Source organism: Cognatiluteimonas profundi (assembly GCF_009792795.1).
Classification (GTDB): Bacteria; Pseudomonadota; Gammaproteobacteria; order Xanthomonadales; family Xanthomonadaceae; genus Cognatiluteimonas; species Cognatiluteimonas profundi.
Map to the genome: position 1 here is coordinate 394,822 of NZ_VKHQ01000005.1, position 25,415 is coordinate 420,236.

General features: G+C 64.5%; 23 protein-coding genes. 13 read left to right on the plus strand and 10 right to left on the minus strand.

The features are described 5' to 3' along the window. The first annotated feature begins 62 nt into the window (after window positions 1-62). The 3 genes from GST15_RS11740 (at window position 63) to GST15_RS11750 (ending at window position 2,576) form a co-directional block, all read left to right on the plus strand. Window positions 63-1,328 (plus strand): sensor histidine kinase, encoded by a 1,266-nt coding sequence (locus tag GST15_RS11740; protein ID WP_199268769.1) that lies wholly within the window; start codon window positions 63-65, stop codon window positions 1,326-1,328. Next, window positions 1,321-2,097 carry a LytR/AlgR family response regulator transcription factor gene (locus tag GST15_RS11745; protein WP_159017461.1) on the plus strand — a complete coding sequence of 259 codons (777 nt, stop codon included), beginning with the start codon at window positions 1,321-1,323 and terminating at the stop codon, window positions 2,095-2,097. Before GST15_RS11740 ends, GST15_RS11745 begins: the two co-directional genes overlap by 8 nt. Window positions 2,098-2,171: 74 nt before the next feature. Continuing rightward, window positions 2,172-2,576, plus strand: a complete 405-nt coding sequence (locus GST15_RS11750) for a hypothetical protein (RefSeq protein WP_159017462.1) — start codon at window positions 2,172-2,174, stop codon at window positions 2,574-2,576. A 54-nt stretch (window positions 2,577-2,630) separates the two neighbouring features. On the opposite strand, the gene GST15_RS11755 is transcribed toward GST15_RS11750, so the two are convergent. Next, on the minus strand, window positions 2,631-3,302 hold the full coding sequence (locus tag GST15_RS11755; RefSeq protein WP_159017463.1) for an SDR family oxidoreductase: 672 nt from the start codon (window positions 3,300-3,302) through the stop codon (window positions 2,631-2,633). Between the two features lie 206 nt (window positions 3,303-3,508). On the opposite strand from GST15_RS11755, the gene GST15_RS11760 reads away from it, so the two are divergent. Then, window positions 3,509-3,811, plus strand: coding sequence for a hypothetical protein (locus GST15_RS11760; protein WP_159017464.1), 303 nt, complete (start codon window positions 3,509-3,511; stop codon window positions 3,809-3,811). Between the two features lie 56 nt (window positions 3,812-3,867). Here GST15_RS11760 and GST15_RS11765 read toward each other — a convergent pair whose 3' ends face one another. Continuing rightward, window positions 3,868-4,803, minus strand: coding sequence for a glycosyltransferase family 2 protein (locus GST15_RS11765; protein WP_159017465.1), 936 nt, complete (start codon window positions 4,801-4,803; stop codon window positions 3,868-3,870). A 296-nt stretch (window positions 4,804-5,099) separates the two neighbouring features. On the opposite strand from GST15_RS11765, the gene GST15_RS11770 reads away from it, so the two are divergent. Further along, window positions 5,100-5,924: a hypothetical protein gene (locus tag GST15_RS11770; RefSeq protein WP_159017466.1), complete on the plus strand. Its 825-nt coding sequence runs from the start codon at window positions 5,100-5,102 to the stop codon at window positions 5,922-5,924. A gap of 186 nt (window positions 5,925-6,110) precedes the next feature. Further along, window positions 6,111-7,367, plus strand: coding sequence for an alkaline phosphatase family protein (locus GST15_RS11775; protein WP_159017467.1), 1,257 nt, complete (start codon window positions 6,111-6,113; stop codon window positions 7,365-7,367). A gap of 71 nt (window positions 7,368-7,438) precedes the next feature. Here the strand turns inward: GST15_RS11775 and GST15_RS11780 are convergent, their stop codons facing one another. Beyond that, window positions 7,439-8,602 (minus strand): right-handed parallel beta-helix repeat-containing protein, encoded by a 1,164-nt coding sequence (locus GST15_RS11780; protein WP_159017468.1) that lies wholly within the window; start codon window positions 8,600-8,602, stop codon window positions 7,439-7,441. Window positions 8,603-8,832: 230 nt separating this feature from the next. Here GST15_RS11780 and GST15_RS11785 point away from each other — a divergent pair, with 230 nt between their 5' ends. The 4 genes from GST15_RS11785 (at window position 8,833) to GST15_RS11800 (ending at window position 12,660) form a co-directional block, all read left to right on the plus strand. Continuing rightward, window positions 8,833-9,744: a hypothetical protein gene (locus GST15_RS11785; protein ID WP_159017469.1), complete on the plus strand. Its 912-nt coding sequence runs from the start codon at window positions 8,833-8,835 to the stop codon at window positions 9,742-9,744. 177 nt (window positions 9,745-9,921) lie between these two features. Then, window positions 9,922-11,076 carry a DJ-1/PfpI family protein gene (locus GST15_RS11790; protein WP_199268770.1) on the plus strand — a complete coding sequence of 385 codons (1,155 nt, stop codon included), beginning with the start codon at window positions 9,922-9,924 and terminating at the stop codon, window positions 11,074-11,076. A gap of 4 nt (window positions 11,077-11,080) precedes the next feature. Then, complete coding sequence (locus GST15_RS11795) at window positions 11,081-12,082, plus strand: GlxA family transcriptional regulator (RefSeq protein WP_159017471.1); 1,002 nt, start codon at window positions 11,081-11,083, stop codon at window positions 12,080-12,082. Between the two features lie 185 nt (window positions 12,083-12,267). Continuing rightward, window positions 12,268-12,660, plus strand: coding sequence for a hypothetical protein (locus GST15_RS11800; RefSeq protein WP_159017472.1), 393 nt, complete (start codon window positions 12,268-12,270; stop codon window positions 12,658-12,660). A 123-nt stretch (window positions 12,661-12,783) separates the two neighbouring features. On the opposite strand, the gene GST15_RS11805 is transcribed toward GST15_RS11800, so the two are convergent. The 3 genes from GST15_RS11805 to GST15_RS11815 form a co-directional block, all read right to left on the minus strand. Beyond that, window positions 12,784-13,626, minus strand: a complete 843-nt coding sequence (locus tag GST15_RS11805; protein ID WP_159017473.1) for an energy transducer TonB — start codon at window positions 13,624-13,626, stop codon at window positions 12,784-12,786. A 183-nt stretch (window positions 13,627-13,809) separates the two neighbouring features. Further along, window positions 13,810-15,600, minus strand: coding sequence for a TIR domain-containing protein (locus tag GST15_RS11810; protein ID WP_159017474.1), 1,791 nt, complete (start codon window positions 15,598-15,600; stop codon window positions 13,810-13,812). A 262-nt stretch (window positions 15,601-15,862) separates the two neighbouring features. After that, window positions 15,863-16,723, minus strand: a complete 861-nt coding sequence (locus tag GST15_RS11815; RefSeq protein ID WP_159017475.1) for a glycosyltransferase family 2 protein — start codon at window positions 16,721-16,723, stop codon at window positions 15,863-15,865. A gap of 296 nt (window positions 16,724-17,019) precedes the next feature. On the opposite strand from GST15_RS11815, the gene GST15_RS11820 reads away from it, so the two are divergent. The 3 genes from GST15_RS11820 (at window position 17,020) to GST15_RS11830 (ending at window position 20,490) form a co-directional block, all read left to right on the plus strand. Continuing rightward, entirely contained in the window at window positions 17,020-17,802 is a 783-nt protein-coding gene (locus tag GST15_RS11820) for a TerC family protein (RefSeq protein ID WP_159017476.1), read from the plus strand. Between the two features lie 579 nt (window positions 17,803-18,381). Next, window positions 18,382-19,611, plus strand: a complete 1,230-nt coding sequence (locus tag GST15_RS11825) for a DNA cytosine methyltransferase (protein ID WP_199268771.1) — start codon at window positions 18,382-18,384, stop codon at window positions 19,609-19,611. A gap of 27 nt (window positions 19,612-19,638) precedes the next feature. Beyond that, entirely contained in the window at window positions 19,639-20,490 is an 852-nt protein-coding gene (locus GST15_RS11830) for a hypothetical protein (protein ID WP_159017477.1), read from the plus strand. Between the two features lie 5 nt (window positions 20,491-20,495). Here GST15_RS11830 and GST15_RS11835 read toward each other — a convergent pair whose 3' ends face one another. The 4 genes from GST15_RS11835 to aceE are packed head-to-tail and all read right to left on the minus strand — an operon-like array spanning window position 20,496 to window position 25,369. Continuing rightward, window positions 20,496-20,903: a very short patch repair endonuclease gene (locus GST15_RS11835; RefSeq protein ID WP_159017478.1), complete on the minus strand. Its 408-nt coding sequence runs from the start codon at window positions 20,901-20,903 to the stop codon at window positions 20,496-20,498. 19 nt (window positions 20,904-20,922) lie between these two features. Further along, window positions 20,923-21,600 carry an MAE_28990/MAE_18760 family HEPN-like nuclease gene (locus GST15_RS11840; protein WP_159017479.1) on the minus strand — a complete coding sequence of 226 codons (678 nt, stop codon included), beginning with the start codon at window positions 21,598-21,600 and terminating at the stop codon, window positions 20,923-20,925. A gap of 10 nt (window positions 21,601-21,610) precedes the next feature. Next, complete coding sequence (locus GST15_RS11845; RefSeq protein WP_159017480.1) at window positions 21,611-22,657, minus strand: DUF262 domain-containing protein; 1,047 nt, start codon at window positions 22,655-22,657, stop codon at window positions 21,611-21,613. A gap of 24 nt (window positions 22,658-22,681) precedes the next feature. Then, complete coding sequence (gene aceE / locus GST15_RS11850) at window positions 22,682-25,369, minus strand: pyruvate dehydrogenase (acetyl-transferring), homodimeric type (protein WP_159017481.1); 2,688 nt, start codon at window positions 25,367-25,369, stop codon at window positions 22,682-22,684. Window positions 25,370-25,415: the final 46 nt, after the last annotated feature.

The window sequence follows — 25,415 nt, forward strand, 5'->3', positions numbered from 1 at the left end:
CCGCCACTCCCGGGCTGGCGGTCGATATGCTCGCCCCCAATCCAGCCGCATCGAGCCCATCCGTGATCAAGAGCCTGTTCTTCGTGCTGCGCATCGCGATCGCCTGGTTCCTGGTGGTCCTGTTGGCCGCCGCGATCTGGAACAACATCCCGCTGCTCGGCCAGCTCGACTGGCCGATCACGATCGCGGGCATGCTCACGATGGCCCTGGTGGTTGCCGGCGCAATGTCGCACCTGGGCCGCGTGCAGCTGATCACCGGTCGCCTCGACAAGGCCGCGCTCGCCAACCGCCAGCGCCGGCAGATCGAAATCCCGCTGGAAGCCGGCGAGGCCTTCGACCTGCTCGACGCCGCCATCCGCGAACTGCCGCGCATCGAGCAGGTCGAGAGCGCGCGCGACAGCCTGCAGGTGCGCGCCAAGGTCGGCCGCCCCGCCAACCACGGCGAGCGTCCGCTGGGCCGCTGGAACCCCTTGTCGTGGTTCGGCACGCCGCGCAACCAGTTGCTGGCGACCGTCGTGCCCGGCCATGACAGCGGCAGCGTGACCCTGATCTGCGAACCGGAAACCCCGGCATGGAGCGACTGGTTCCTGGTCGACGACGGCAGCAATTTCGAGAATGCCGAAGCCATCACCCGCGCCATCAGCCGCCGTGTCGCCGCGCTGCGTCGCACCGAGAAGGCCGCGGCGACGCAGACCGAGACCGAGAAGGAGCTCACCGTCGCCAAGCTCAGCCTGCTGCATGCGCAGGTGGAGCCGCACTTCCTCTACAACACCCTGGCCAGCGCGCAATTGCTGGCGCGCAGCGACCCGCCGCGCGCCGACGAAATGCTCGGCCATCTCATCCAGTACCTGCGCCATTCGCTGCCGCGCACCGAGGATGAGCTGTCGACGTTGGGCGCCGAACTCGAACGCGCCGTGGCCTACCTGGAAATCCTCAAGATCCGCATGGGCCACCGCCTGTCCGTGCAGGTCGACATCCCGGAGAACCTGCGCGCCACGCCGCTGCCGCCGATGATGCTGCAGACACTGGTCGAGAACGCGATCAAGCACGGCCTCGAGCCGCGCACCGCCGGCGGCACCGTGTGGATCCGCGCACGCCGCAACGATGACGTGGTCGCGGTGACCGTGGCCGATGATGGCGAGGGTCTCAACGCCGGCCCCAATGCAAAGACCAGCGGCACCGGCATCGGCCTGAAGAACGTGCGCGAGCGCCTGCGCCTGGTCTACGACGGTCGGGCCGCGCTGGCCGTCGTCGCCAACTTCCCCGCCGGCGTCGCCGCGACGATCACCGTGCCGGCGGAGTTCACCAGGGACAGCCGCCATGTCTGATGCCATCCCCACCTGCGTCATCGCCGAGGACGAAGCGCTGCTGCGCCAGGCGCTGCTCGACCAGCTCGCCCAGGCCTGGCCGCAACTGCAGGTCATCGCCGCCTGCGAGGACGGCGCCTGCGCGCTGGAAGCCATCGCCGAACACCAGCCGCACGTCGCCTTCCTCGACATCCGCATGCCCGGCCTGAGTGGACTCGACGTCGCGGCCGCCGCCGCGCAGGTCAGCCCGCGCACGCAGATCGTGTTCGTCACCGCCTACGACCAGTACGCCGTCGACGCGTTCGAGCGTGGCGCGATCGATTACCTGCTCAAGCCGATCACCGCCGAGCGGCTGGCGGCCACCGTGCAACGCCTGCAACTGCGCGCCGATCGTCCCGATGCCGAGGCACTCGCCGCCCTGCTCGAACGCCTTGGCCGGAATCTTCCACGCGCCGACGACCCGGAGCCGCTGACCTGGATCACCGCCAGCGCGGGCCGCGAGACCCGGTTGATCCTGGTCGACGACGTTGCGTACTTCCGCGCAGACAACAAGTACACGACGGTGGTGACCGCCGACGGCGAGGCGCTGTTGCGCACGCCGATCCGCGAGCTGATGACCGTGCTCGACACCAGCACGTTCAAGCAGATCCATCGCTCGACCATCGTCAACCTCAAGGCCATCGCCGGCATCGTCCGCGACGACAGCGGCCGCGGCACCGTGCGCCTCAAGTCCCGTCCCGAGACCCTGACCGTCAGCGCGCCCTACATGGCGCTGTTCCGCCATATGTGACCGACACCGGTTCGCGCCGCGATCCCATTCCGCAATCCAACCGGCGCCACGCGCCGCTCCCTGCAAGGTGACCCATGAACGCATTCGCCACCCTCGTCTACGTCGTCCTGTCGATGTTCGGCCTCGACCTTGGCAGCCACGTCACCGTCGACCGCATCCATGCCGACGGCACCGACACCCTCTACAGCAAGGTCGTCGCGCAACCCACCGTCACCCGCTTCGAGTGCCTGCGCAGTGCAAGCGGGCAGTGCTACTACACCCTGTATCCGCGCGACTGCGTACCGACGCCTGCACCCGCATCCGCGTCGACCAGCAAGCGCGACCGGGACTGCCAGTCCACGCCGGTCGAGCGCTTCGCCGTGGCCACGGGCGGCAGCCGCCAGGTCACGACTGTGTCCGACCTGCGCGTGTGTGTCGGCGCTGACGCGCGCAGCGTGGGCCCGGATTGCGACCGGCCGGCTGCGGTCGCAACGCGCTGAACGCACCTGCGACGCACCTGTGGGAGCGACGTCAGTCGCGATGGACGCAACGATCTACCAGGGCAACGCACTGCCATTGGCGTGCCAGAAACTCCCGCTCTGCTCCAGGGTCAACGCATCCAGCCGCGCGACCAGCTGCTTCGCCGCGTCCGTCGGCGTGACATCCCCGCTGCCACCGACCATGTCGGTGGCGACATAGCCCGGATGCAGCAACACCACCGCGATCCCGCGCGGCTTCAGGTCCACCGCCAGCGACTTTCCGATCGCATTCACCGCAGCCTTCGACGCGCGATAGCCGTAATACCCGCCGGAGCCGTTGTCGGCCACCGATCCCATGCGGCTGGTGATGATGCCGACCTTGCCGCCGTCGCCCAGCCGATCGCGCAAGGCCTGCGCCACGCGCAGGGGTCCCAGCGCATTGACCTCGAACTGCCGGCGCATGCTGTCGAACCCGGCCGCGTCAATCGTGCCCAGCGATTCCTTCGCCAGGATGCCGGCGTTGAGCACCAGCGTATCGATGCGCACATCGGCCAGGCGCTGCGCGAGCGCATCGACCGCTGCGCCATCGGTGACGTCGACGCCCGCCTCGACCTGCGCACCGGTCTTGTCCAGCTCCGGACTGCCGTGGCGGCACACCGCGATGACGTGGTCGCCGCGCGAAGTGAATTGCTGCGTCAGCGCCAGGCCGATGCCGCGATTGGCGCCGGTGATGAGGATGTTGGCCATGTCGTCGATCCGTGCGGGGAGGAGGATGAATGGCGGTGACACGCGTCGGAGTCAAGGGGAACCGGCGCAGATCCGCGGCCCGACCGTGCGCGCAAGCGCGTCAGCCGGTGTTCATCGGATGGCGTCTGCCTTCACGCCGGGCTGCTGATTCCCGCGCCTAGGCTGCGCGTGTCCGTCCAGCAAGCGCGCGAGCGAAGGGGCCATCCATGCGCCATCAAACGCTCATGCTCGGAATCATCGGCTGCATCTCGGCGCCGCTGGCGTGCGCGCAGGATCGCGACGCTGCGACTGCATCCGGAGCCGGCGACACGCAGTCCCATGCCGCCGTCGCAAAATCGCACAAGCCGCTGAGCCCGATCGGCCGCGCCATGGCCGACCTGCTGCGTGCCGCGGCGCAGGCGCCCGCGCCAAAGGACGCGGACGCGGCACCGCCCAAGGCCGGACCGGCAGCGACCGATACCATCGCCGCCGCCAAGCCTGCCCAAGCCGACCAGGTCGCCGTGCACTGACGGACGTCGCCGGCTTACGCCGGCTTGCCTGCGACAGTCGTATCCAACGCGGATGTCTAGCGACGCCGATACAGGCCGCGTTCGAGCATCCATTCCGCGACGTTGCGGCGCATCCTGCTCACGGCGCCAACCATGCGGGCGAACAGATATTCGGGCCGGCTGATCAGACCCTCCCGCAGCAGCCTGCGGCGCAGTTCGCGGCGGGCGCGGTGGATCGCCACGAAGTCATCGCTCAGGCCGACGGCGCCGTGTTCGCGCTCGTTCCAGATCGCCAGCACCTGGTTGATCCTGGCGCAGCGATGGCCGGAAAAGACGATCCGCGACCACAGCAGGTAATCCTCGGAGTGCGAGAAGTCCGTGTCGAAACGAAACGGCAGGTCGCGACGCAGCACCACCGACGCCGTCGGGAAGGGATTGTGGAACAGCAACCTGCGCCGACCGACGATCTGCGTCTGCAGTGGCGTCTGCAGCCCGGGCATCGGCGTGCCGCGTGGGCGCTTGACCATCTCGTGCGCGATCAGCGCGATGTCGGGATCCGCCTGCAGTGCCGCCATCTGCAGCTCGAGTTTCTGCGTTCCCCACGTATCGTCCGCATCGAGGAACGCGATGTACGCCTGTCCGGCGTGATCCCAGCCCGCATTGCGCGCCAGCGACGGACCACCGTTGGCCGGCATGGCGATCACCTTGATCCAGCCAGGCGCATGCGCGTCGGCGATCCGGTGCAGGTGTGCCAGGGTGTCGTCGCCGCTGCCGTCTTCCACCAGCAGGACTTCGGCTGGCCGCACTGTCTGCGCCACGATGGAAGCAACGGCGTCGTCGATCGTCGCCCTGCAGCGATAGCACGGAACGATGACGCTGACCGGGGCGCGCGTCGCCGCCACCGAGCCGACATCCGGAAGGACTGGTCGGGTTTTCAATGCAACGTGCATGGCCGGTTTCCAGAAGCCTTCGGCAGCCAACGGCGTCCGCAGCGCACTTGTTGTCTTCTCCACGTGGGCCTCATCGGGCTGCGATCATGGGTTTCGGCACGGCAAATCTGAACGGGGATAATCTGCACCCCCGCATGTGAAGGATTCATGGACTGCTGCGGGGATGCCCTCGAATCGGCCAGCAGACGCATGCGCGAAGCCGTTGCGGGAAGCGTGATCGGACCGATCACGCCACGCAGGCATCATTCGACTTGAACTGGACAGTGCGCCACGCCGTTGGCCAACGGGAGCGGCGGCCGGGGCGGGTTGGCTGCCGTGCATGGGTCGACAAAACGTGAATGACAACAACGGGGTTTTGCATGTTCGTGTCCGACAGGATCGTGTTCGTGGAATTGCAGAAGACCGGATGCACCCACATCCGCAACCTGCTCAAGGAGATCGTCGGCGGTGAGTTCGTCGAGCGGCATATCCAGGCCGATCCCCGCCTGTTCGTCGATGGGCGGTCCTTCCTCGGATCGGTGAGGGATCCATGGGACTGGTACGTGTCGCTGTGGGCCTACAGCTGCGACAGCAAGGGAGATTTCTTCGACAACGTCACCACGCAGGGCATCCGGTTGCGCAAGCGTGGCTGGCGGCTGCGTCCCTACGCATTGCTCATCGAAACCCTGCAAAGCCGTCCCAATTGGCATGCCGCGCAATGGAAGCGCACCTTCCGCGACATCAACGACGCCGGTGCATTCCGCGAATGGCTGTACATGCTCAACGACCAGGCGTACTGGGCCGACGTCGGCGAAGGCTATTGGCGCTGTCCCCTGAACCGCTTCGCGGGATTGCTGACCTACCGCTACATGAAGCTCTTCACCTGCAGGACCGGCGAGCTCGACGTGCTGCGCGCCGTGCGCACGCCCGAACAGCTGGCCGCGCATGAAGACAAGCACTCGTTCATCGACCATTTCATCCGCAACGAGCACCTGGAGTCCGACCTGCTCGCGGCATTGCAGCGCATGCAGGTGGCAGTCCCGCCCGACATGCAGGCCAGGCTGGTTTCGGCGCCCAGGACCAACACCTCGTCGAAGAAGCACGGCCCCGGCTATTACTACGACGCGGCAACCGAGCAGCTGGTCGGCGAGCGCGACCGGCACATCATCGACAAGTTCGGTTACACCGCGCCGAGCGCACGCTAGCCGGCGCACGCAGCACACGGTGGAACAACCAGGCTCCGGCCCGACCAGGGGCGCGTACCTGCATGCGTCATGCAAGTGACCGATGACGGTCACGGCCAAGTCATGGCGCGCTCCTAGCGTGGCGGCGATCCGCTCACCGACGCAGCGTGCGTCGGTGTCCGCGGACATTCCCCCACAAGGACCAACATGAAGACGTTCGTCGCATTGACGCTGCTCGCTACCGCAGTGGCCGGATCGGCAGTGGCTGCCGAAGGCCCGGTGCCCAAGGGCATCCCGCACCTGGATCACGTGTACCTGGTCATGATGGAAAACCACGGCTACACCCAGCTGCTGGACAACCCGAACGCGCCGTACATCAACCACCTGGCGCGCAGCGCGAACCTGGCCACCAATTATTTCGCCATCGCCCATCCCAGCCTGACCAACTACCTGGAAATCGTCGGCGGATCGAACTTCGGCGTGCTGAACGACAACAATCCCGCCTGGCACGACAACGCCTGCATCCCCAACCTTGCCAGCGGTATCGCCGCCACCGAGCATCCGTCCAGCCCCGGCCCGATCTGCCCGATCGCCGGCATCGGCACCGAAGCCGCCACGCCCGCGCTGGATCTCACCAACGCGAGCCAGGGGCTGCCAGGCAGCATCAACATCGATGGCACCATGGCGATCGCCGCCTCCCACGACATCGTCGGCAAGACCATCGCCGACCAGCTGGTCGCACGCGGAATGCGCTGGAAGAGCTACCAGGAAAGCCTGCCGCCGGTCGGCGCCGACAACGTCAACGTCAGCGATGGCGTCTTCGACAACACCACCGACTTCAGCGCGATCCACCCGACGCTCAACCCGCCGCTGTCGGCGGCCGGAATCGTGGCGCTGTACGCGGTCAAGCACAATCCGTTCGTCTATTTCCGCAGCACGCAGCGCGGCAGCAACCGCGCCAACAGCACGCTGAACAGCGTCGGCTTCGACGGCGCCTACGGCCTGTATTCGGACCTGCAGGCGGAGCACATGCCGGCCTTTGCCTTCATCGCGCCCAACCAGTGCAACGACCAGCACGGACGCGGCAACGGCGGGCCCTTCTGCAACTACGATCCCAGCGGCGACGGCACGCAGGCCGGCCTGAACCCCGCGCTGATCTACCGCGGCGACGTGAGCGTGCAGACCATCGTCGAGTCGATCAAGGCGTCGCCGTCCTGGAACGAGGGCAGGAACGCCATCGTCGTCGTCTGGGATGAGAACGACTACAGCACCGCGCCCAACACCAACCAGGTGATGATGATCGTCGACACCAACTATGCAGCCGGCGGCAAACGCAGCATGCGTCGCTACACCCACTACTCGCTGCTCAAGACGCTCGAGGCCGGCTTCGGCCTGCCCTGCCTCAATCACGCCTGCGACGCCAATGTGCCGGTGATGAGCGACCTGTTCGCAAGCAGGCGATAAGCGTCGGCCGACAGCGGTACCAGGTGCCATAAAGGAACGGCGACCTTGCGGTCGCCGTTCCTCCTTGGTGGCTAGAGGAACGTATTCGTGTCCACCCGGATATCCGACGCCGCGTCCTGGACCAGGATGTCCCGCGCGACACGTGGGCTGGCGCCCTTGATGGAAGCAGCAATCCCCGGTCGGGGCATCTTCCCCGACCGGTTGTTGGCGAAGGTGTTGCGACCGATGCTGCAGTCGCTGCTGTCGTTCTTGACCAGCAAGCCGGTCGATCCGTTGTCGCGGATGCTGTTGCCGATGATGCTGGCTGTCGCGCAACCGTCGAGCACCACGCCGCAACTGCGATTGTCCTGGATCGTGCAGTCCTCGATGGTGACGTTGCGCGTGCGCTTGTAGGCGAGGATCCCGTAGGCCGCGTTGTCGTGGATCCGGCAGTTCTGGATGTGCACGTTGCTCGCAAAGTCGGGCTTGTCCGGTTCGATGTCGATCCCGCACTGCGGCGCGGTCCCTGCGGTGTGGCTGAACTCCGAGTTGGTGACCCGCACGTCACGCGATCCGGTAATCGACAGGCCCTGTCGGCGGTTGCCGGTCGAGACGACGCCGTCGATGACCACGTCGCTGCTGAGCACTTTCGGGCCGCCGCCCTTGGGTTTCCTGCCGCCGATGCAGATGCCGTCGCCCCAGCAGTCGGAGATCTGCATATCGCGCACCGTGACCCGCGATGCGCCGACGATCTGGATGCCATGGCCCCATTCGCCGGTGGTGCCGAGGTGTCTGTCGCGTTCGCCGACGATGCGACCGCCCGAAACTTCCACGTCATCCACCAGCAGGATCCAGAGCACGTAGGCGCGGTCGGCGGCATTGGGCTTGGCGACCAGCCTGGCGTCCGGCGCCAATTGCAGGTGCATCCGGCCACGCAGGCGCACGCTCTGGAGTGGGTCGATCAAATAGGTCCCCGAAGGCACCTCGACGGTACCGCCGTCGGCGGGCAGCGCATCGATCGCACGCTGGAAGGCCGCCGTGTCGTCCTGCACGCCATCGCCCTGCGCGCCATGCTGGCGCACATCGATCCGCGTGGCACCGCGCGCCCGGCCTGGCGGTGCGTCCGGCGACAGCGGGGCTGGCGACGGCGCGGCCGCAGACGTCGGCACCGGCGCCGACGCGGCCTTGCATCCGGGCAGCATTGCCAACAATGCCATCCCGATCGCGCCGCCCAGGAAATCGCGACGTGCGTTCATCGGTGCGTGCGCCGGGGCAGGCAGCGGATCGGCAACGCAATGTGGGCAACTTCCATGACGACGATCCTTGCCGGGTCCGGGGCACCGGCGATCCATGGAATACGGTCGCCAGCAGATCGAAGTTCCCCATATGACCCGTTAGCGCGGTGTCGTTGTCGGCCCGGCCGGCCGCCCCGCCCGTTATGCTCGGCATACGACGCGGGGGCGTCGACCACACTGGGGAGCGGCACATGGCAACACGATCGAACGGTCCGTTGGCTGGCTTCGACTGGCTCAAGCGCGGCATCAACGTGGGTTACGGCAATCCGAAGGCCTTGTTCGGCGGCGCGGCCTTCCTGCTGCTGCTGTGCCTGTTGCCGACTGTGATCACGATGCCGATGCAGTTCGGCGCACTGCGCACCGGTACGCCGGCCAGCCCGGCGACCTTCGGCTGGATCATGGCGATCTCCGCCATCGGTGGCCTGCTGCTGGTGCCGCTGTACGCCGGCTACCTGCGCGTGATCGATGCGGCCGAACGCGGATTGCCGGTGCGCGCGCGCGACATCTTCCAGCCGTATCGCCAGGGCGACGCATTGCGCCTGATTGGTTACGGCCTGGCGATGGCGGTGGTCTACATCGCTGCATTCGGCGCCGTCATCGCCGCGACCGGCGGTGGCATCGCACGCTGGTACATGCAGGCCATGACCGCGCAGGCCAACCACCAGCCGCCGCCAACGACGCTGCCCGACGGTTTCGGAGTCGCCTTCGCCCTTTTCCTGGTGGTCGGCCTCTTCATGATGGGCGTCTATGCGATCAGCCTGGGACAGGTCGCGCTGGGCCGTCGCAGCGTCTTCGGCGCCATCGGCGACGGCCTGCTGGGCGCGGTGAAGAACGTGCTGCCACTGCTCGTGTTTGTCGTGAGCTCGGTGGTCGCGTGGATCGTGCTGGCCATCGTGGTCGTGCTGCTGGTCGGCCTGTTCGCCCTGCTGGGCAAGCTGGTGGGCGCGTGGCTGGTGATGGTCCTGATGGTCCTGATGATCCCGCTGTACCTGGCGATGATGCTGACGCTCTTCGCGGTGATGTTCGGGGTGATGTACTACCTGTGGCGCGATGTCTGCGGCGACGACAGCGTGCCCGCCGCGGCGCAGTCGATCGCGGCCTGAGCGACGCCATCGTTGCATGACAAAGGCGGCCATCGGCCGCCTTTGTCGTTCAAGGCGCGCCGCCTCCCGGCAACCGCCGCCGGAGCCATGGCAGTGATTGACTGTCTTCTGTCATTTACGCCACCGGCCATGCCTTCGATAGTGCGCTCCCGTCACTGCTTCGATCAGGAATCCACCGTGCGCACGTCCTCCTTCCCGCTCCGCTCCCGGTCTGTCGTGGCTGCGCTGGCCCTGCTGTGCACCTCGACCGTCGTCGCCGCCGATCCACCCGCCATTCCCGCGCTGTCCGCCGTCGCCGGGCATGCCGCGATGGAGCGCATCGCGCCCTGGCGCAGCCGCTTCGGCCGCAGCCGTCCGGTGATCGCGATCATCGGCAACAACAGCGGCACCGAACTGGTCGATTTCGTGATTCCTTATGGCGTGCTGATGGCATCGGATGCGGCCGACGTGATCACCGTCGCGACGCACCCCGGCCCGCTCACCATGCGTCCGGCATTGACGCTGCAAGCGCAGACGACGGCACGCGACTTCAACGCGCGGTATCCCGATGGCGCCGACTACGTGATCGTGCCGGCGATGGTCGATCGCAACGACCCGGTCCTGCTCGGCTGGATCGCCGGACAGAGCCGGCGCGGCGCCACCACGGTCAGCATCTGCGATGGCGCGCTGGCGAATGCCGGCGTGTCGAACGGGCATGTCGCGACCGCGCACTGGGCGACCGAATCCCTGCGCGCGCAGCAGTATCCCGGCACGCACTGGGTGAAGGACACGCGTTACGTCGCCGACGGCCGGGTCGTGTCCAGCGCCGGCATCAGCGCCGCGATGCCGACGTCGCTCGCGCTGGTCGAAGCGATCGCGGGGCACGCGCGCGCGGCCGCGGTCGCGGCAGGACTTGGTGTCGCCGACTGGAGCGCGCAGCACGACAGCGACGCGTTCCAGCCGCGCCTGGGCGTCAACCTGCGCGGCTTCGCGGCGACCAACTACACCAACCACTGGTTCCATTCCATGCAGCACGTCGGCGTGCCGGTCACGGCGGGCATGGACGAGATCGCCTTGGCGATCACCGCCGATGCGTATTCGCGCACCGGTCGCAGCCATGCGATGGCGCTGGCTGCGTCGAAGGACCCGGTGACGACGCGCCATGGCCTGGTGCTGCTGCCGGATCGCGTGCTGGGCGACGCGGCTGCGCTGGACGTCGTGCTGCCGGCCCTGCAGCCGGCTCCGTCCGCGCAGGCGTTCGACACGGTGCTGGCGTCGATCGCCGGGCGCTACGGCCGCAACACCGCCTTTGGCGTGGCACTGGACTTCGAGTACCCCGGGTTCCATAACTAAACGGATGAAGACCGACGCCGTCCGTCCCGATGTCCCCGTGCGCGTGGTGCTGCTCGCACACGAGCAGATGAACCTGCTCGACCTCAGCGGCCCGCTGCAGGCGCTGGCCACCGCGCGTCGCGACGGCGACCGCAACGGGCCGGCGCTGTACGACACCATCGTCGCGTCGGTCGATGGTGGCGCGATCACCACGAGCTGCGGACTGCCGGTGGTGACCGTGGCGCTGTCGTCGCTCGACGGCGTGGCGATCGACACGCTGATCGCGCCGGGCGGCTGCAAGGGCGATACCTTCCATGCGCCACCGCGACTGGTCGAATGGATCGCGCAACGTGCGCCGGGCGTGCGCCGCCTGTGCTCGGTGTGCACCGGTGCGTTCCTGCTGGCGGCGGCGGGCCAGCTGGAAGGACGCCAGGTGGCGACGCACTGGGACTGGGTGACCCGGCTCGGTGCGCAGTATCCGGACATCCACGTCGATGCCGATCGCATCTACATCCAGGACGGACCGGTGTGGACCTCGGCCGGTGTCAGCGCCGGCATCGACCTGACGCTCGCGCTGATCGAAGCCGACTTCGGCCACCAGGTCGCGATCCAGACCGCACGGCAACTGGTGATGTTCATCAAGCGCTCGGGCGGGCAATCGCAGTTCAGCGTGCCGCTGGCCGCGCAGCTGCATGACCGCGGCGATTTCGCCGACCTGCACGCGTGGATGGCCGCGCACCTGGCCGACGACCTGTGCGTGGAACGCCTGGCCGAACACGTCGGCATGTCACCGCGCAACTTCGCCCGCAGCTATGCCAGCAAAGTCGGACGCACGCCGGCCAAAACCGTCGACGCCATGCGCCTGGAAGCCGCCTGCCGCGCGCTGGAAGAAACCGAACTGCCGCTGAAATCCATTGCGGCCGCCGCCGGCCACGGCGACGATCAATCCTTGCGGCGCGCGTTCCAGCGCCAGCTCGGCATCAGCCCAACGCAGTATCGCGAGCGCTTCGCGGCCCGGGGACACTAAGCCGCCCGCGTCGATCACCGTCGAAGCGACGTCGTCATGCCTGCTCGCACGCGCGCATCGGCCCGGTCGGCCGCCACCCTTCTTGCCCTTGCTCGATCCTCGCCAGGGGCCTTGCCATCGGGACTCTCGACAAGGGCGCCAACGCCGGGGGTATGCTCCACCATCGCGAACGAAGGGGCCATCGAATGCGCATAGCCAGGGTTCCCGCGCCGAGCACGCGCACAACAGGACGACTCACGGCGTTGCTGCTGCTGATGGCCTGCCTGGGTGCCTGCGACCAGACAGCGCCGCGAGGCGCGTCGATCAGCGCAGCAGCGACGGCGACGCCCGCATCGGTGACGACGCCGGCACCTCGTCCAGTCGAGTCCGCCGCCAACGCCGCGCTCGCGGTGGCCATCGCGAGCGACCAGGCCGCACGCGCCGCACGCGAACAGACCCTGCGCGTGCAGCGGGAGCTGGTCGAACAGCGACGGGCCACGCGCGATGCCGCCCAGCGCGGCAATGGCAACGAGCGCTGCCTGGACGGGCAGAAGATGCGCCGCGTGGCGAACGGCTGGGTGCAGGCAGGGGCGTGTTGAGTCGGACGGTCTAGTCAACCGTCAGCGGCAACGCCAATCCCCGCACCAGCAACCACAGCATCGTCGGGAGCTGTCCGCGACACTATTTCCGATACGGTTGCCGCGGACCGGGAATCGCTCTTCTCATTCACCTTCCAAGGACGTCAGCAGATGGCGGCCTGAACCAATCGTGCTGAAGGCCCCTGCCGCCAGTGCTTCCGAATCGGACTGCTCGTCCTTGCCTCGGACCGAGCGCCACGGGATTGGAAGTTTCGGGCCGGGAATGTAGTCGTGCCATTGCGCGTAATTGGCGCGGGTACCGTCTGTCAGCTCGAATGCGACCGGTATGGCACCAAGCCAATAGGGATCACCCGCGGAAGCGCCGGTCGTTGGCGGGCGAAACGTCCAGGTCTTCGCGGCCAGCAAGGTCGCATCGGCCAGCAACTTGCGCGCCCTTTCCATCGCCGGGGCGCTGCCCATCCGGCCGACATTGACCTGTTCGGCCATGGCATCGGACACATGCCCGGTCCGGTCGATACGCAGCACGACATAGACCTTTCCCTCGATGAGTTCCCGCAGGGCCTGCGGTGGATACGGCGGCGGCTTGAGTGAAACCGGCATCAACTGCGCGCTCGGATTCGCGACCGAATTGCCGAAATGGGCACTTTGGATGCGCATCGCGTATTGGTTTGCGGAGATCTGCTTCGCAACGATGAGCAGTTGGACCGGAGTCGCTGGCGCCGCCGCGCCGGATGGCAGGGGCTCGAATCGCCAATTCGGCACCGCGCGATTGATCAGATGGATGACCGCGGTATCGATGCCCCGGCGATGATCGATCGAATAGCCGGTGACCGCTCCCGATGCATCGATGTCGACGGTTCCAGTCAACTGCATGCTGGCCTCGGCGTGATCAGTGTCGCCACGCGCCAATGCCAGGCCACTCGAGAACAACAACAGCAGCATCACAGCCCAGGCGCGATTGCGCATGATCCCCTCCATGGTCGGTTCGGTTGCAGATTACCGGCAATCTTCACGGCATGGGTGGGGGCCGCGTCGGTCCCGCCATCGCCCCACCCCAACCCACCCATGATTCGGGCCGCCCTGGATGGGACCAGACCGCCATGCAAACGGAAATGGTCTCTGACCCCCTTTATGCGTCCCTGTCTGCCCTCAGGCCCGCGCCGCATCGGACTCCGCCGCCACGCCCAGGCGCGCCTCGGCGTCGGCGAGCATGGCCTGGTAACGCGGATCGTCGTGCAGCAGGTCGAGGTCCGGATCGGCTTTCAGGTAGGGCATGAAGCTTTCGGTGACCGTCTCGAACACCGAGCGCAGCATGTCCAGCGCGGCGTCCTTGTCCTTGAGGTACACGGCGATCGCGCACGCGAAGTTGTAGCGCATGTTGAAGTTGTCGGGATCGATGAGCATCGCGCGGTTCATGCGCGCCTTGGCGCGTTCGTCCTCGCCGAGTGCCGCCAGCGCGTAGGCGCTGTAGCCGGTCACCGCTGAGTTGTTCTGGTCCCGCGCCAGGATCGCTTCGGCGCGCTTGAGCGCCAGCTGCGCCGCGCGCCGCGTCCCCGCGGCATCGCCGATCGCGGTGTAACAACTGATCAGCATGGATGCCGAATTGAGGTCGGCTTCCATCAGGCTCGCGGCTTTCTCGTAATAGCGGATGGCGGTTTCGTGCTGGTGCAGCTGGTAGTTCAGGCGGCCGGCCGAGCGATTGACTTCGTACGACTCCGGATCCAGGCGCAGCGCGATCGCGACCTCGGCCGCGCCCGCATCGGCATCACCGTCCGCCAGCAGGATCTGCGCCTTGATCGCGTGGGCCTCGGCGAGGTGTGGATCGAGTGCCAGCGCGCGTTCCACCGCGGCCAGCCCGTCATCGGAACGTCCGCCTTGGTCATCGCGCAGGTTCTTGTAGCCAGTGGCCATCAGCGCCCAGGCTTGCGCATAGCCCGGATCGATCTCGGTGGCGCGGGCACACAGGCGCACGATCGCCCGCGCCGAGCGCGCATCGGACTCCTGCCCGGAGATGTAGCTCTGCCGCGCCATCAGGTACAGGTTGTGCGCCTCGGCGTTTTCGGTGCCGCGACGCTCGATCGCCTTCTTCTCCTCGGGCAGCAGCCGCAGCTTCAGCGCCTTGACGATCGCCGCGGAGATCTCGTCCTGCAGCGCGAAGATGTCGCTGGAATCGCGGTCGTAACGCTCGGCCCAGATGTGGTTGTTGGTGGCGCCGTCGACCAGCTGCGCGCTGATGCGCACCCGCCCACCGGCCTTGCGCACGCTGCCTTCGAGCACGTGGCTGACCTTGAGCTCGCGCGCGAGCTTGGGGATGTCGACGTGCTTGTCCTTGTACATGAATGCGCTGTTGCGCGAGATCACCGCCAGCGCCGAGATCTTGCTGAGGTCGGTGATGATGTCCTCGGTGATGCCGTCGCTGAAGTATTCCTGCTCCGGATCGCCACTCATGTTGGCGAACGGCAGCACGCAGATGGTGAAACGCGCCGACTCTTCCGGCGCGGGCGCAGCAGCCGCGACTGCGCCGGCCTTGGCCGACTGCGCCGCCTGCGTGCGCGCGATCATCGTGCCCAGCGCACGCAGGAATTCCTGCGCCGTCGCGCTCGCCGGATCCTCGTTCCAGCCGTCCAGGTCGGTGGTGTGGATGGCGCGCACGTCCATCGGCAAGCGCGCCTGCTCGAACCGCACCGGCACCAGGATGCCGCGCTCGGCCGCTTCACGCGCCTCGCCGCGCACCCAGCGCGAGACCACGGACACCGGCGTCCAGACCACCAGCACCGCCCTGGCGGCATCGATCTCGGCGTCGATCTGGTCGTCGAACTCCTGGCCCGGGGTGATCTCCGGATCCCACCAGACCGACCAGCCCTTCGCCTCGATCGCGGCCACCAGCGGCGCGACGCGCGACTTGTCGCTGCGCGCGTAGGAAACGAAGACATCTGCCATGACAGTCAGGCCTCGCGTTCCGGGTCAGCCGCACCCGAGACGGCCGATCATACGCCCGGGGGTCAGCGGCTCAGGTTCATGCGGCGATCACCTCATCGGCGGTGGAGCGGTGCTTCGCGCCGACGTCGTTTGATCCAAAAAAACGGGGTCAGGGAACATCGATTGGCCGAATGAAGCGGAAATGTTCTCTGACCCCTTTTTGTTTTGATGCGCGCGTGCGACCGCCCGGGCGGCGGAAGGTGGCGAAGGTGGCAGGGGTGGTTTAACTGCCTCCGTCCCCTTTAAGTCGGCGGCGCCATCGGCTGACGACGCCGACGGCGCGGGCGAACAGGTATTCCGGCCGGCTGATCAGGCCTTCCTGCAGCAGCTTGCGGCGCAGCACGCGACGGAAACCATGGATGGCGGCGTGGTCGTCGCTCAATCCGACCGCGCCGGGGAGGCGCTCGTGCCAGATCCCCAGCACCTGGTTGATCCTGGCGCATCGATACCCGGAGAAGCAGATCCGCGAGCACAGCAGGTAATCGCCGGAGCGCTTGAAGGCCGCGTCGAAACGAAACGGCAAGTCGCGACGCAACACCAGCGAGCTGGTCGGAAACGGGTTATGGAACAGCACCCGGCGACGGCTGATGATCCGCGTGCGCACCGGCGGCCGCAGCGGCGGAACCAGCGTGCCCCGGGGCCGCGTGATCATCCGCGCCCCGATCAGGGCGATGGCCGGGTCCGCTTCCAGCGCCGCCATCTGCAGCTCGAGCTTGCGCGGAGCCCAGGTGTCGTCCGCATCCAGCAGCGCGAGGTAGGGCTGTGTCGCCCGCTCCCAGGCCACGTTGCGCGCTGCCGACACGCCGCCGTTGGCGGGCAACGCGATCACCTTGATCCAGCCGGCCTCGTGCGCGGCGGCAATCCGGTACAGCTGCGCGAGCGTGTCGTCACCGCTGCCGTCGTCCACCAGCAGGACCTCGGCCGGCCGCAGCGTCTGCGCCATGACCGATGCGATCGCATCATCGATGGTCCGCGCACAGCGGAAGCAGGGAACGACGACGCTGACCGGGGCGCACCTGACGGCGGATCCACCGTGATCCGGACTGTCGGCGCTGGCTGGTCGAACCCTGGCTTGAACACTCATGGCTGCTCCGGATCAGATTCCATGCTGGCACGCACCGGCACTCGCAAGCGCCGGTCAACGCGCTGCTCACAGGAAGAACATTCAAGCGCGCCGCCCCAATTCATCCAGCCTACCTGTCGCCGACGCCGCCACTTGCAGGAGCGGTTTCAGGCGCGACGCCCTTGGCGACCGCACGCCCGCGACCGCCACAGGTCGCCGTTGGGCGACTATCACACCATCGCGACTGTCCAGTGCCAAGGTTGCCTGGGCGCAGCAGCTGAAAATGTACCCTGACCCCGGTTTCGGAGACGCCCCGCATGGAACAGCTCGCCATACAGCTCGCGAACCCCGAGATCTGGATCGCGCTGGCCACCCTCACCGCCCTGGAGCTGGTGCTGGGCATCGACAACATCATCTTCATCTCGATCCTGGCCGGGAAACTGCCGCCCCAACAACGTGACAAGGCGCGCCGGCTCGGCATCACCCTGGCGGCGGTGACGCGGCTCGGGCTGCTGATGGCCATCGCGTGGATCGTCGGGCTGACCGCGCCGCTGTTCTCGGCGCTCGGCCAGGATTTCTCCTGGCGCGACCTGATCCTGGTCGGCGGCGGCTTGTTCCTGATCGCCAAGGCCACGCACGAGATCCACCAGAAGCTCGAGGGCGCCACCGAGGAAGTCACCGTCGGCGTGGTGACGGCGACGTTCGGCGCGGTCATCGCGCAGATCATGGTGCTCGACATCGTGTTTTCGCTGGACTCGATCATCACCGCCGTCGGCATGGTCGACGAACGCTGGCTGATGGCCACCGCGATCCTGATCTCGATCGCCTTCATGCTGCTGTTCGCCAGACCCATCGGCGACTTCGTCGAGCGCCACCCGACCGTCAAGGTGCTCGCGCTGGCCTTCCTGATCATGATCGGCCTGGTGCTGATCGCCGACGGTTTCGGCCAGCACATCCCGAAGGGCTACATCTACGCGGCGATGGCGTTCTCGGTCTTCGTCGAGATGATCAACCTGATGATCCGCCGCCGCAGCCAGCGCAAGTCGCCGCCGGTGAAGCTGCATGAGAAGTACGCCGAAGAGGGCGATGCGGGCGAGTAGCCGATCGCCAACGGGCCGCACGTGGTGGGCCGGGCCCACCCTACGGTTACAAGAGGCGAGGCAGGTGTAGGGCGGGTTTCAACCCGCCTTACGTGGGTTGCATCGTCTTGCGATCAGGCGTGGGTACAACGCGAAAGTGCACTCTGACCCCGGTTCGAAGCTGCATGAGAAGTACGCCGAGGAGGGCGACGCGGCGGAGTAGCGGCCTTAAATGGGTCAGAGAACATATCCGGTGTTTGAGTTGAAGCGGTAGCAGGCGAAACCGCCACAGCCTCACGACCACCTATCCCGGATACGCACCAAAGCGGTGGCGTCGTAGGGCGGGTTTCAACCCGCCAGCTTTTCGGGCGACCGGCTGCTCAAGGTGGGTTAACTGCCTCCGTCCCCTTTGGTCGCGAAAGGCGAGGCAAGTGTAGGGCGGGCTCAAGCCCGCCTGATGCGGGTCAGGGTCGCGCCGGCCAAGAGGTGCGGTGTCAGAGCGCAGCGAAAGTGCACTCTGACCCCTGTTCTGACCAAGCCCGTCGCAAGCGGTGAGCCGGGGGCGATTTAGGCTCAGCGCGGGCAGACAGAGGCATCCAAATGAACCAAACTACAAACACGGCATCGTCCTATCTGGCCGCCGAACCAAGAGGGGGGTCATCCGAACCTATGCAGCACATCGTTGCAGGCCTGTTCGCTGGCATCGGCGGTCTCGAAAGAGGCTTGACGCGAGCTGGCCATGTGACCCGCCTTCTGTGCGAGAACGACGCTGCTGCGTCTGCCGTCCTGGAACAGAGATTCGATATTTGCCCGCACGGCGATGTTCGAACGCTTGCCCGGTTGCCGAAAGAGACGACGTTGGTCGTTGCCGGCTTCCCTTGCCAAGATTTAAGTCAGGCTGGACAAACGGCAGGCATCGAAGGGTCGCGCTCCGGATTAGTTGGCGAGGTAATTCGACTAATCAAAGCCCAAAGAACGCCTTGGGTGCTGCTTGAGAATGTTCCGTTCATGCTCCAACTCTCCTCCGGTCGGGCGATGGACGTCATCGCGACGGCTTTCGAACAACTGGGCTATCGCTGGGTCTACCGCGTAATAGATTCCAGAGCATTCGGGTTGCCGCAGCGTCGTCGGCGTGTTTATTTTCTTGCAAGTCTAGTTGGCGATCCTCGCACCGTACTTTTCGCGGATGAAGCTGGCGACCAATCCGAAAGAGGCGACTTCCGTTCGGTAGCTTGTGGGTTCTACTGGACCGAAGGAGTTCGAGGTTTGGGGTGGGCGGTCGATGCGATTCCCACATTAAAGGGCGGTTCCTCGTTAGGAATTCCTTCCGCGCCGGCCGTCGTACTGCCCGACGGCACCGTAGGTACGCCCGATCTGCGTGATGCAGAGAGATTGCAGGGATTTCCTTCAGAATGGACCAAGCCAGCCGAGAGAGTGGCCCGAACCAGCGCTCGCTGGAAGTTGGTTGGAAACGCCGTCAATGTTCGTGCGGCCGAATGGATTGGGAAGCGTCTGGCTAAGCCTGGCGAACTCGGCGAATTTATCGTCACGCCGATGAACGTCGGAAAGTCGTGGCCCGTCGCCGGATGGAATATGGGCGATGGACGCATGCAAGTAGCCGCAAGTGAGTGGCCAGTAGTTCGCAAGTATCAGTCGCTGGAGAACTTCCTACTGCACCCCCTTACGCCATTGTCAGCGAAGGCTACGGCGGGTTTTCTTAGCCGTGCCGAGCGGGGAGGCTTGCGCTTTCCTCCACAATTCTTGAAAACACTGCAAGCTCACCTTACCGGCATGCAAAACGTGACGCCGCGAAAGGCTCGAATTGCTTAGCCAAATCCCTTTGCCAAGGCGTTGCGAATGCTCGGACTCGACATAATGGCGCGGTCTATCAGCGAGACCGCGATCGCCGATAAATTCGGTAACGTATGGCAATACCATTCTCAAAGCGATCGCCACTCGAAAATTGCGTGTTGGGCGATCATGTTCGATCTTCTTAAGCACTGTCCGCTCCTTCGACAACATGTCGTCGCGGGAAAAGTCGGGTTTGGCATCAATCACGAAATGCGAGACTTCCAAACGAGCCGGAAGAAGGTTCTTGACTTGGTCGTCTGCACTCCACGCAAAGCAGGGGACGCTAGGCTAAACAAGACTTTCAGCCAGCTTGCTGAAGAATGCGGGATTCATTTGACGCCCGCAGAACAGGCCGACTTAGACGACTTACCAGAGGTTCCAGTAGTCGCCGTCGGTAACGTCAATATTGCCCTTGAAGCAAAGGCGACAATGACCGCCCACATCAAGGCTCTACCTAGGCTTCACGACGAGCTCGACTCAAGCCATCAAACCATCCATGGCGACACGGATGCGGCGATCGCAGCCGCGCTTGTAACGATCAACGCCTCCGGTGAGTTCCTGTCGACGAGCAACAATAAGCACTCAATTTCCGAGCAGCCCGCAAAGTGGAATGTAGAGCCACAGCCTAAGGCAGCAGATCGAACCGTCGCGAAGGTACGCGAGATTCGCCGCCGCTCGAAACCTGGAGATCAAGGATTCGACGCCGTCGGCATTGTCCTCGTCGACTTTAGGAACGATGGCAGTCCCTGCACCATTTGGACTAAGCCTCCGGCCCCGACCAGTAGTGATGGCGACAACTACGCAAATATGATCGGCCGCATCGCAACGCTGTATGCGTCGAAGTTTGCCGCCTTCTAATATCCTCACGCGTCTAAAAAGTCCCGAATCCTCACTACTAGGTTAGTGCCTGGCTTCGCCTCGCATTGCCAAATGATCATCGTTTCCCAACCAAGTGCGCGCAGGGCCGCTACGGCCTTCTGGTCGCGCGCCTGATTCGCGCGAAACTTTTCCTGCCAGAATTCTTGTCTTGTCTTCGGGGATGTCGTTAGTCGACATCCCACATGTCTATGCCAGAAGCATCCGTGAACGAAAATGACTTTGCGCCGCGAACGAAAGACGATATCGGGTGAGCCAGGAAGATTTCGATCATGCAATCGAAATCGATAGCCCAAAGCAAAGATCACGCGGCGCACGACAAGTTCCGGCGCAGTGTGAGCTTGCCGAATTCGGCTCATCTGCCAGCTTCGCTTCTCAGGAGATAAGTTGTCCAAGATTCATGGATTCTGGAAATCAGCGTTGTTTGTACCGATGCTCAGCGTTGAATTTACCCACGCTTCGAACAAATCCGTTCAAGAAGTGCTGCGTTTGCTTGTAAATTCTCTCAAGATCTTTGACTGCGTAATCTCTTCCGCACTCGGAGAACGATTTGAGGCCATGAGCAAGAGCATTGCGCTGATCTTTAATGGTCGTCATTTCAACGCCGCCCTTAGCCCACTTTGCAACCTTTAGGTTAACTCCGTGTTTTGCGCACAAGACGCGAACCGCATCGCTGTCTAGGTTTCCCGAGATAGGTAGCTTTCGCGAGTCGAGTCGTATTACGTCGCCATCGGAAATAGCGCCTGCCACTTTCGTGGCCAACGTGATGTACGTCTGATGGTTAGCAGAGTCGGCGGAAACATCTAATTGTTGCTTAAGCCAGAGGTCGCGAATTTTTTGGGTGGTCGCGGTATAGCGCATTCCATCGTTAAGAATTTCTTCGTACGTCTGGCCTAGCGCAGAGCGGACGCAGCTTTCAATGACGTTGTACAAAAGCAAAAATGTACACGCCTTAAGAATTGGAGACGATGGCCGTGCAGAAGGAAACCTCTCTCCCGTTTTTCGAGGAGCTTTATCCAATTCCTTCAAAAATTTTATAAACAGACCTACTTCCGCAAACCGCCTATCAGCATCACTCTGGACGCTCAGCATCGTCCGACCCTCAGCCGACCAACAGCTTATCCCGCACGAATTCGATTCGACCTCTCAATCGGGGGCCTGAGTTCGAAGCGTGAGTAGTGGTTTTGGCAACAAACTCCGGAGAATCAACCCATTCGACCGGCAGATGAGCAGGGACCAACTTTGGATCTTCCCTACGGGCTAGATTGACCCCTACTGCTATTGCCTCAAACCGCACACGGGGAGTGCTTGTCGCTGATTTTGTTTTTGCGAATCCATTTGGAAAAAATTTGCTTACGAACTCAAGCATCCCCTCAAACTCGCTTCGCATGCGATTTTCATCAAAGTCGTTCCGATGCTGGGCGACAAACTCGTCGACGAATTTGTCCACGTCATGCTTAAACGCTTTATAGCGATCCGAGTAACAAAAGAACCTAGTTACGAGTTCTTCATCCTCCCTCCGCTTAATCAGCGATGGGCTTATTGGGCATAGACGCCTGAAGAGGGGGTCCTTCGCACATTGTTGAATGAATTCGATGAGGGGCCCCTGGAAACTACCTCGTCGAACCTCACTACCTCTTGCTCGCACCGACTGCGTATTGATTCGGTGAAACAATTCTTGACGAATGTCCTCAGAGGTCCCGTCTTCAAGGACGACAATTCTTAGCGCACGCGTCTGCAGCTTGCGTTGCTGCGCAGTGGAAAGATCTTCAAATCTGAACCCTTGGAGCTGGTCGAGGAGTGACAGATTTGACAGGCGCAGATCACCATTCATGAACTGCTCAAGCGTCTGAATCCGCTGAGCGCCATCCACAATTTCAAGGCGACCATCCGCCATATCAGCGACAAATAACATCGGGATCGGCAAGCCCAAAATCACCGACTCGATGAACTTTGAACGATTCTTTTCAGGCCAAATAAATTCGCGCTGATATTCTGGGATAAAGAAGAGATCGTCTTTATAGGCCTTTACAAGGTAGTCGACCGTAAAGTCACGAAGGTCATACTTGACTTCATGTTGACGATCTTTGATTTGCTGGTCTGCCGCCGCGTGAATAGCGTCGTCCTTTCCAATCGAAATATTCGCCACGCGTGCTCCCCCATTTCGTAATCATCAAACCCCGATCGGATTCGCCTTCCCCGCATCAATCTTGTAAAGCTTGATCGCCCGAGCCACATCCTTCCCCGTCATCTTCCCGTCCGCCGCCAACGCCGCGATCGCGGCATGCGCAACATGGAAGCGATCCACCTCGAAGTGCCTCCGCAGATTCTCACGCGTATCCGAGCGCCCAAACCCATCCGTCCCTAGCACGCTGTAGCGCATCGGGACGTAGGCGCGGATCTGTTCGGGATAGGCGCGCACGTAATCGGTGGCGACGATCGCGGGGCCCTGGCGGCCTTCGAGCAACTGCGTCACGACGGGCTTGCGCTGCGCGGCTTCGGGGTTGAGGCGGTTCCAGCGTTCGGCGTCGATGCCTTCGCGCGCGAGCTCGTTGAAGCTCGGGCAGGACCAGACGTCGGACTTGATGCCGAAGTCGCGGTCGAGCAGTTCGGCGGCGGCGATGACTTCGCGCAGGATGGTGCCGGAGCCCATCAGCTGCACGCGCAGTTCGCCCTTCTTGCCCTTGCCGGCGTCGGCGAACAAATACATGCCCTGGATGATGCCGTCGGCCGCGCCTTCCGGCATGTCCGGATGGGCGTAGTTCTCGTTCATCAGGGTGATGTAGAAATATTCGTCGTGCTGCTCGGCGAGCATGCGCTGCATGCCGTACTGCAGGATCACCGCGACCTCAAAGCTGAAGGTCGGGTCGTAGCTGCGGCAGTTGGGGATCAGCCCGGCCTGCACCATGCTCTGGCCGTCCTCGTGCTGCAGGCCTTCGCCGTTGAGCGTGGTGCGGCCGGCGGTGGCGCCGAGCAGGAAGCCGCGCGAGCGCATGTCCGCCGCCTGCCAGGCGCTGTCGCCGATGCGCTGGAAGCCGAACATCGAGTAGTAGATGTAGAACGGGATCAGCTGCAGGTCATTGGTGCTGTAGCTGGTGGCGCAGGCCATCCATGACGAGAACGCACCGCACTCGGTGATGCCTTCCTCGAGCACCTGCCCGGCGGAATCCTCGCGGTAGTACATCAGCTGGTCGCGATCGACCGGCTTGTACTTCTGTCCGAGCGGGGAATAGATGCCGAGCTGGCGGAACAGGCCTTCCATGCCGAATGTTCTTGCTTCATCGGCAACGATGGGCACGCAGCGCGGACCGACCTGCTTGTCGCGCAGGGTGATGTTGAGCGCCTGCACGAAGGCCATCGTGGTGCTGATCTCGCGCTCGCCGCTGGTCTTGAGCAGGCGGTCGTAGACGGCGAGCTTGGGCGCTTCGAGCGCCTGCGTGGACTTGCGGCGGCGCTGCGGCAGGAAACCGCCGAGGGCCTTGCGGCGCTCGTGCATGTATTCGACTTCCGGCGACTTCTCGCCGGGGTGGAAGAACGGAATGACCTTGTCGGCGAGCTGCGCATCCGTCACCGGGATCTGGAAACGATCGCGGAACGCGCGCACGTCGGCGTCGTCCATCTTCTTGGTGCCGTGCGTGGGATTGAGTGCTTCGCCCGCCGTGCCCATGCCGTAACCCTTGACCGTCTTGGCCAGGATCACCGTCGGCATGCCGGTGGTGTGCACTGCCTCGTGGTACGCGGCGTAGACCTTGTGCGGATCGTGGCCGCCGCGGTTCAGGCGCCAGATGTCGTCGTCGGACAGGTTCTGCACCAGCGCGGCGGTCTCCGGATACTTGCCGAAGAAGTTGTCGCGCGTGTACTTGCCGCCGAAGGCCTTGCAGTTCTGGTATTCGCCGTCGACGGTTTCCATCATCAGCTGGCGCAGCTTGCCGTCGGTGTCGCGCGCGAGCAGCGGATCCCAGTAGCTGCCCCAGATGGTCTTGATGACATTCCAGCCGGCGCCGCGGAAGTTGCCTTCCAGCTCCTGGATGATCTTGCCGTTGCCGCGCACCGGGCCGTCGAGGCGCTGCAGGTTGCAGTTGACGACGAAGACCAGGTTGTCGAGGCCTTCGCGGCCGGCGACGGAAATCGCGCCCAGGGATTCGGGCTCATCGGTTTCGCCGTCGCCGAGGAAGCACCAGACCTTGCGGTCGGTCTTCGGCATCAGGCCGCGGCCTTCGAGGTACTTCCAGTTGCGCGCCTGGTAGATCGCGGCGATCGGGCCAAGGCCCATCGACACGGTCGGCGTCTGCCAGTAATCGGGCATCAGCCACGGATGCGGATACGAGCTCAGGCCGCGGCCGTCGACTTCCATGCGGAAGTGATCCAGCTGCGACTCGTTGATGCGGCCTTCGAGGAAGGAGCGCGCGTAGATGCCGGGCGAGGAATGGCCCTGGATATAGAGCAGGTCGCCGGGATGTTCGGCGGTCGGCGCGCGCCAGAAATGGTTGAAGCCGACGTCGTACAACGTGGCGCCGGACGCGAACGACGCGATGTGGCCGCCGAGGTCGCCGGGCTTGCGGTTGGCGCGCACGACCATCGCCATCGCGTTCCAGCGGATGATCGAACGGATGCGCCACTCCATCGCCGAATCGCCGGGCGCTTTCGCTTCCTGGCCGGCGGGAATGGTGTTGATGTATTCGGTGGTCGGCGAGAACGGCAGGTGCGCACCGGCGCGCCGCGTCAGCTCGACCATGCCTTCGAGCAACTGGTGCGCCCGCTGCGCGCCGTCGTGGTCGATGACGGATTTGATCGACTCCACCCACTCGCGGGTCTCGGTCGGATCGGGATCGTCCAGCAGCAGTTCGTTGAGCCAGTTCATCGGGTGCTCCGCGCGGCCTGCTGGCTGCGCTTTTTTTCGTGGGTTT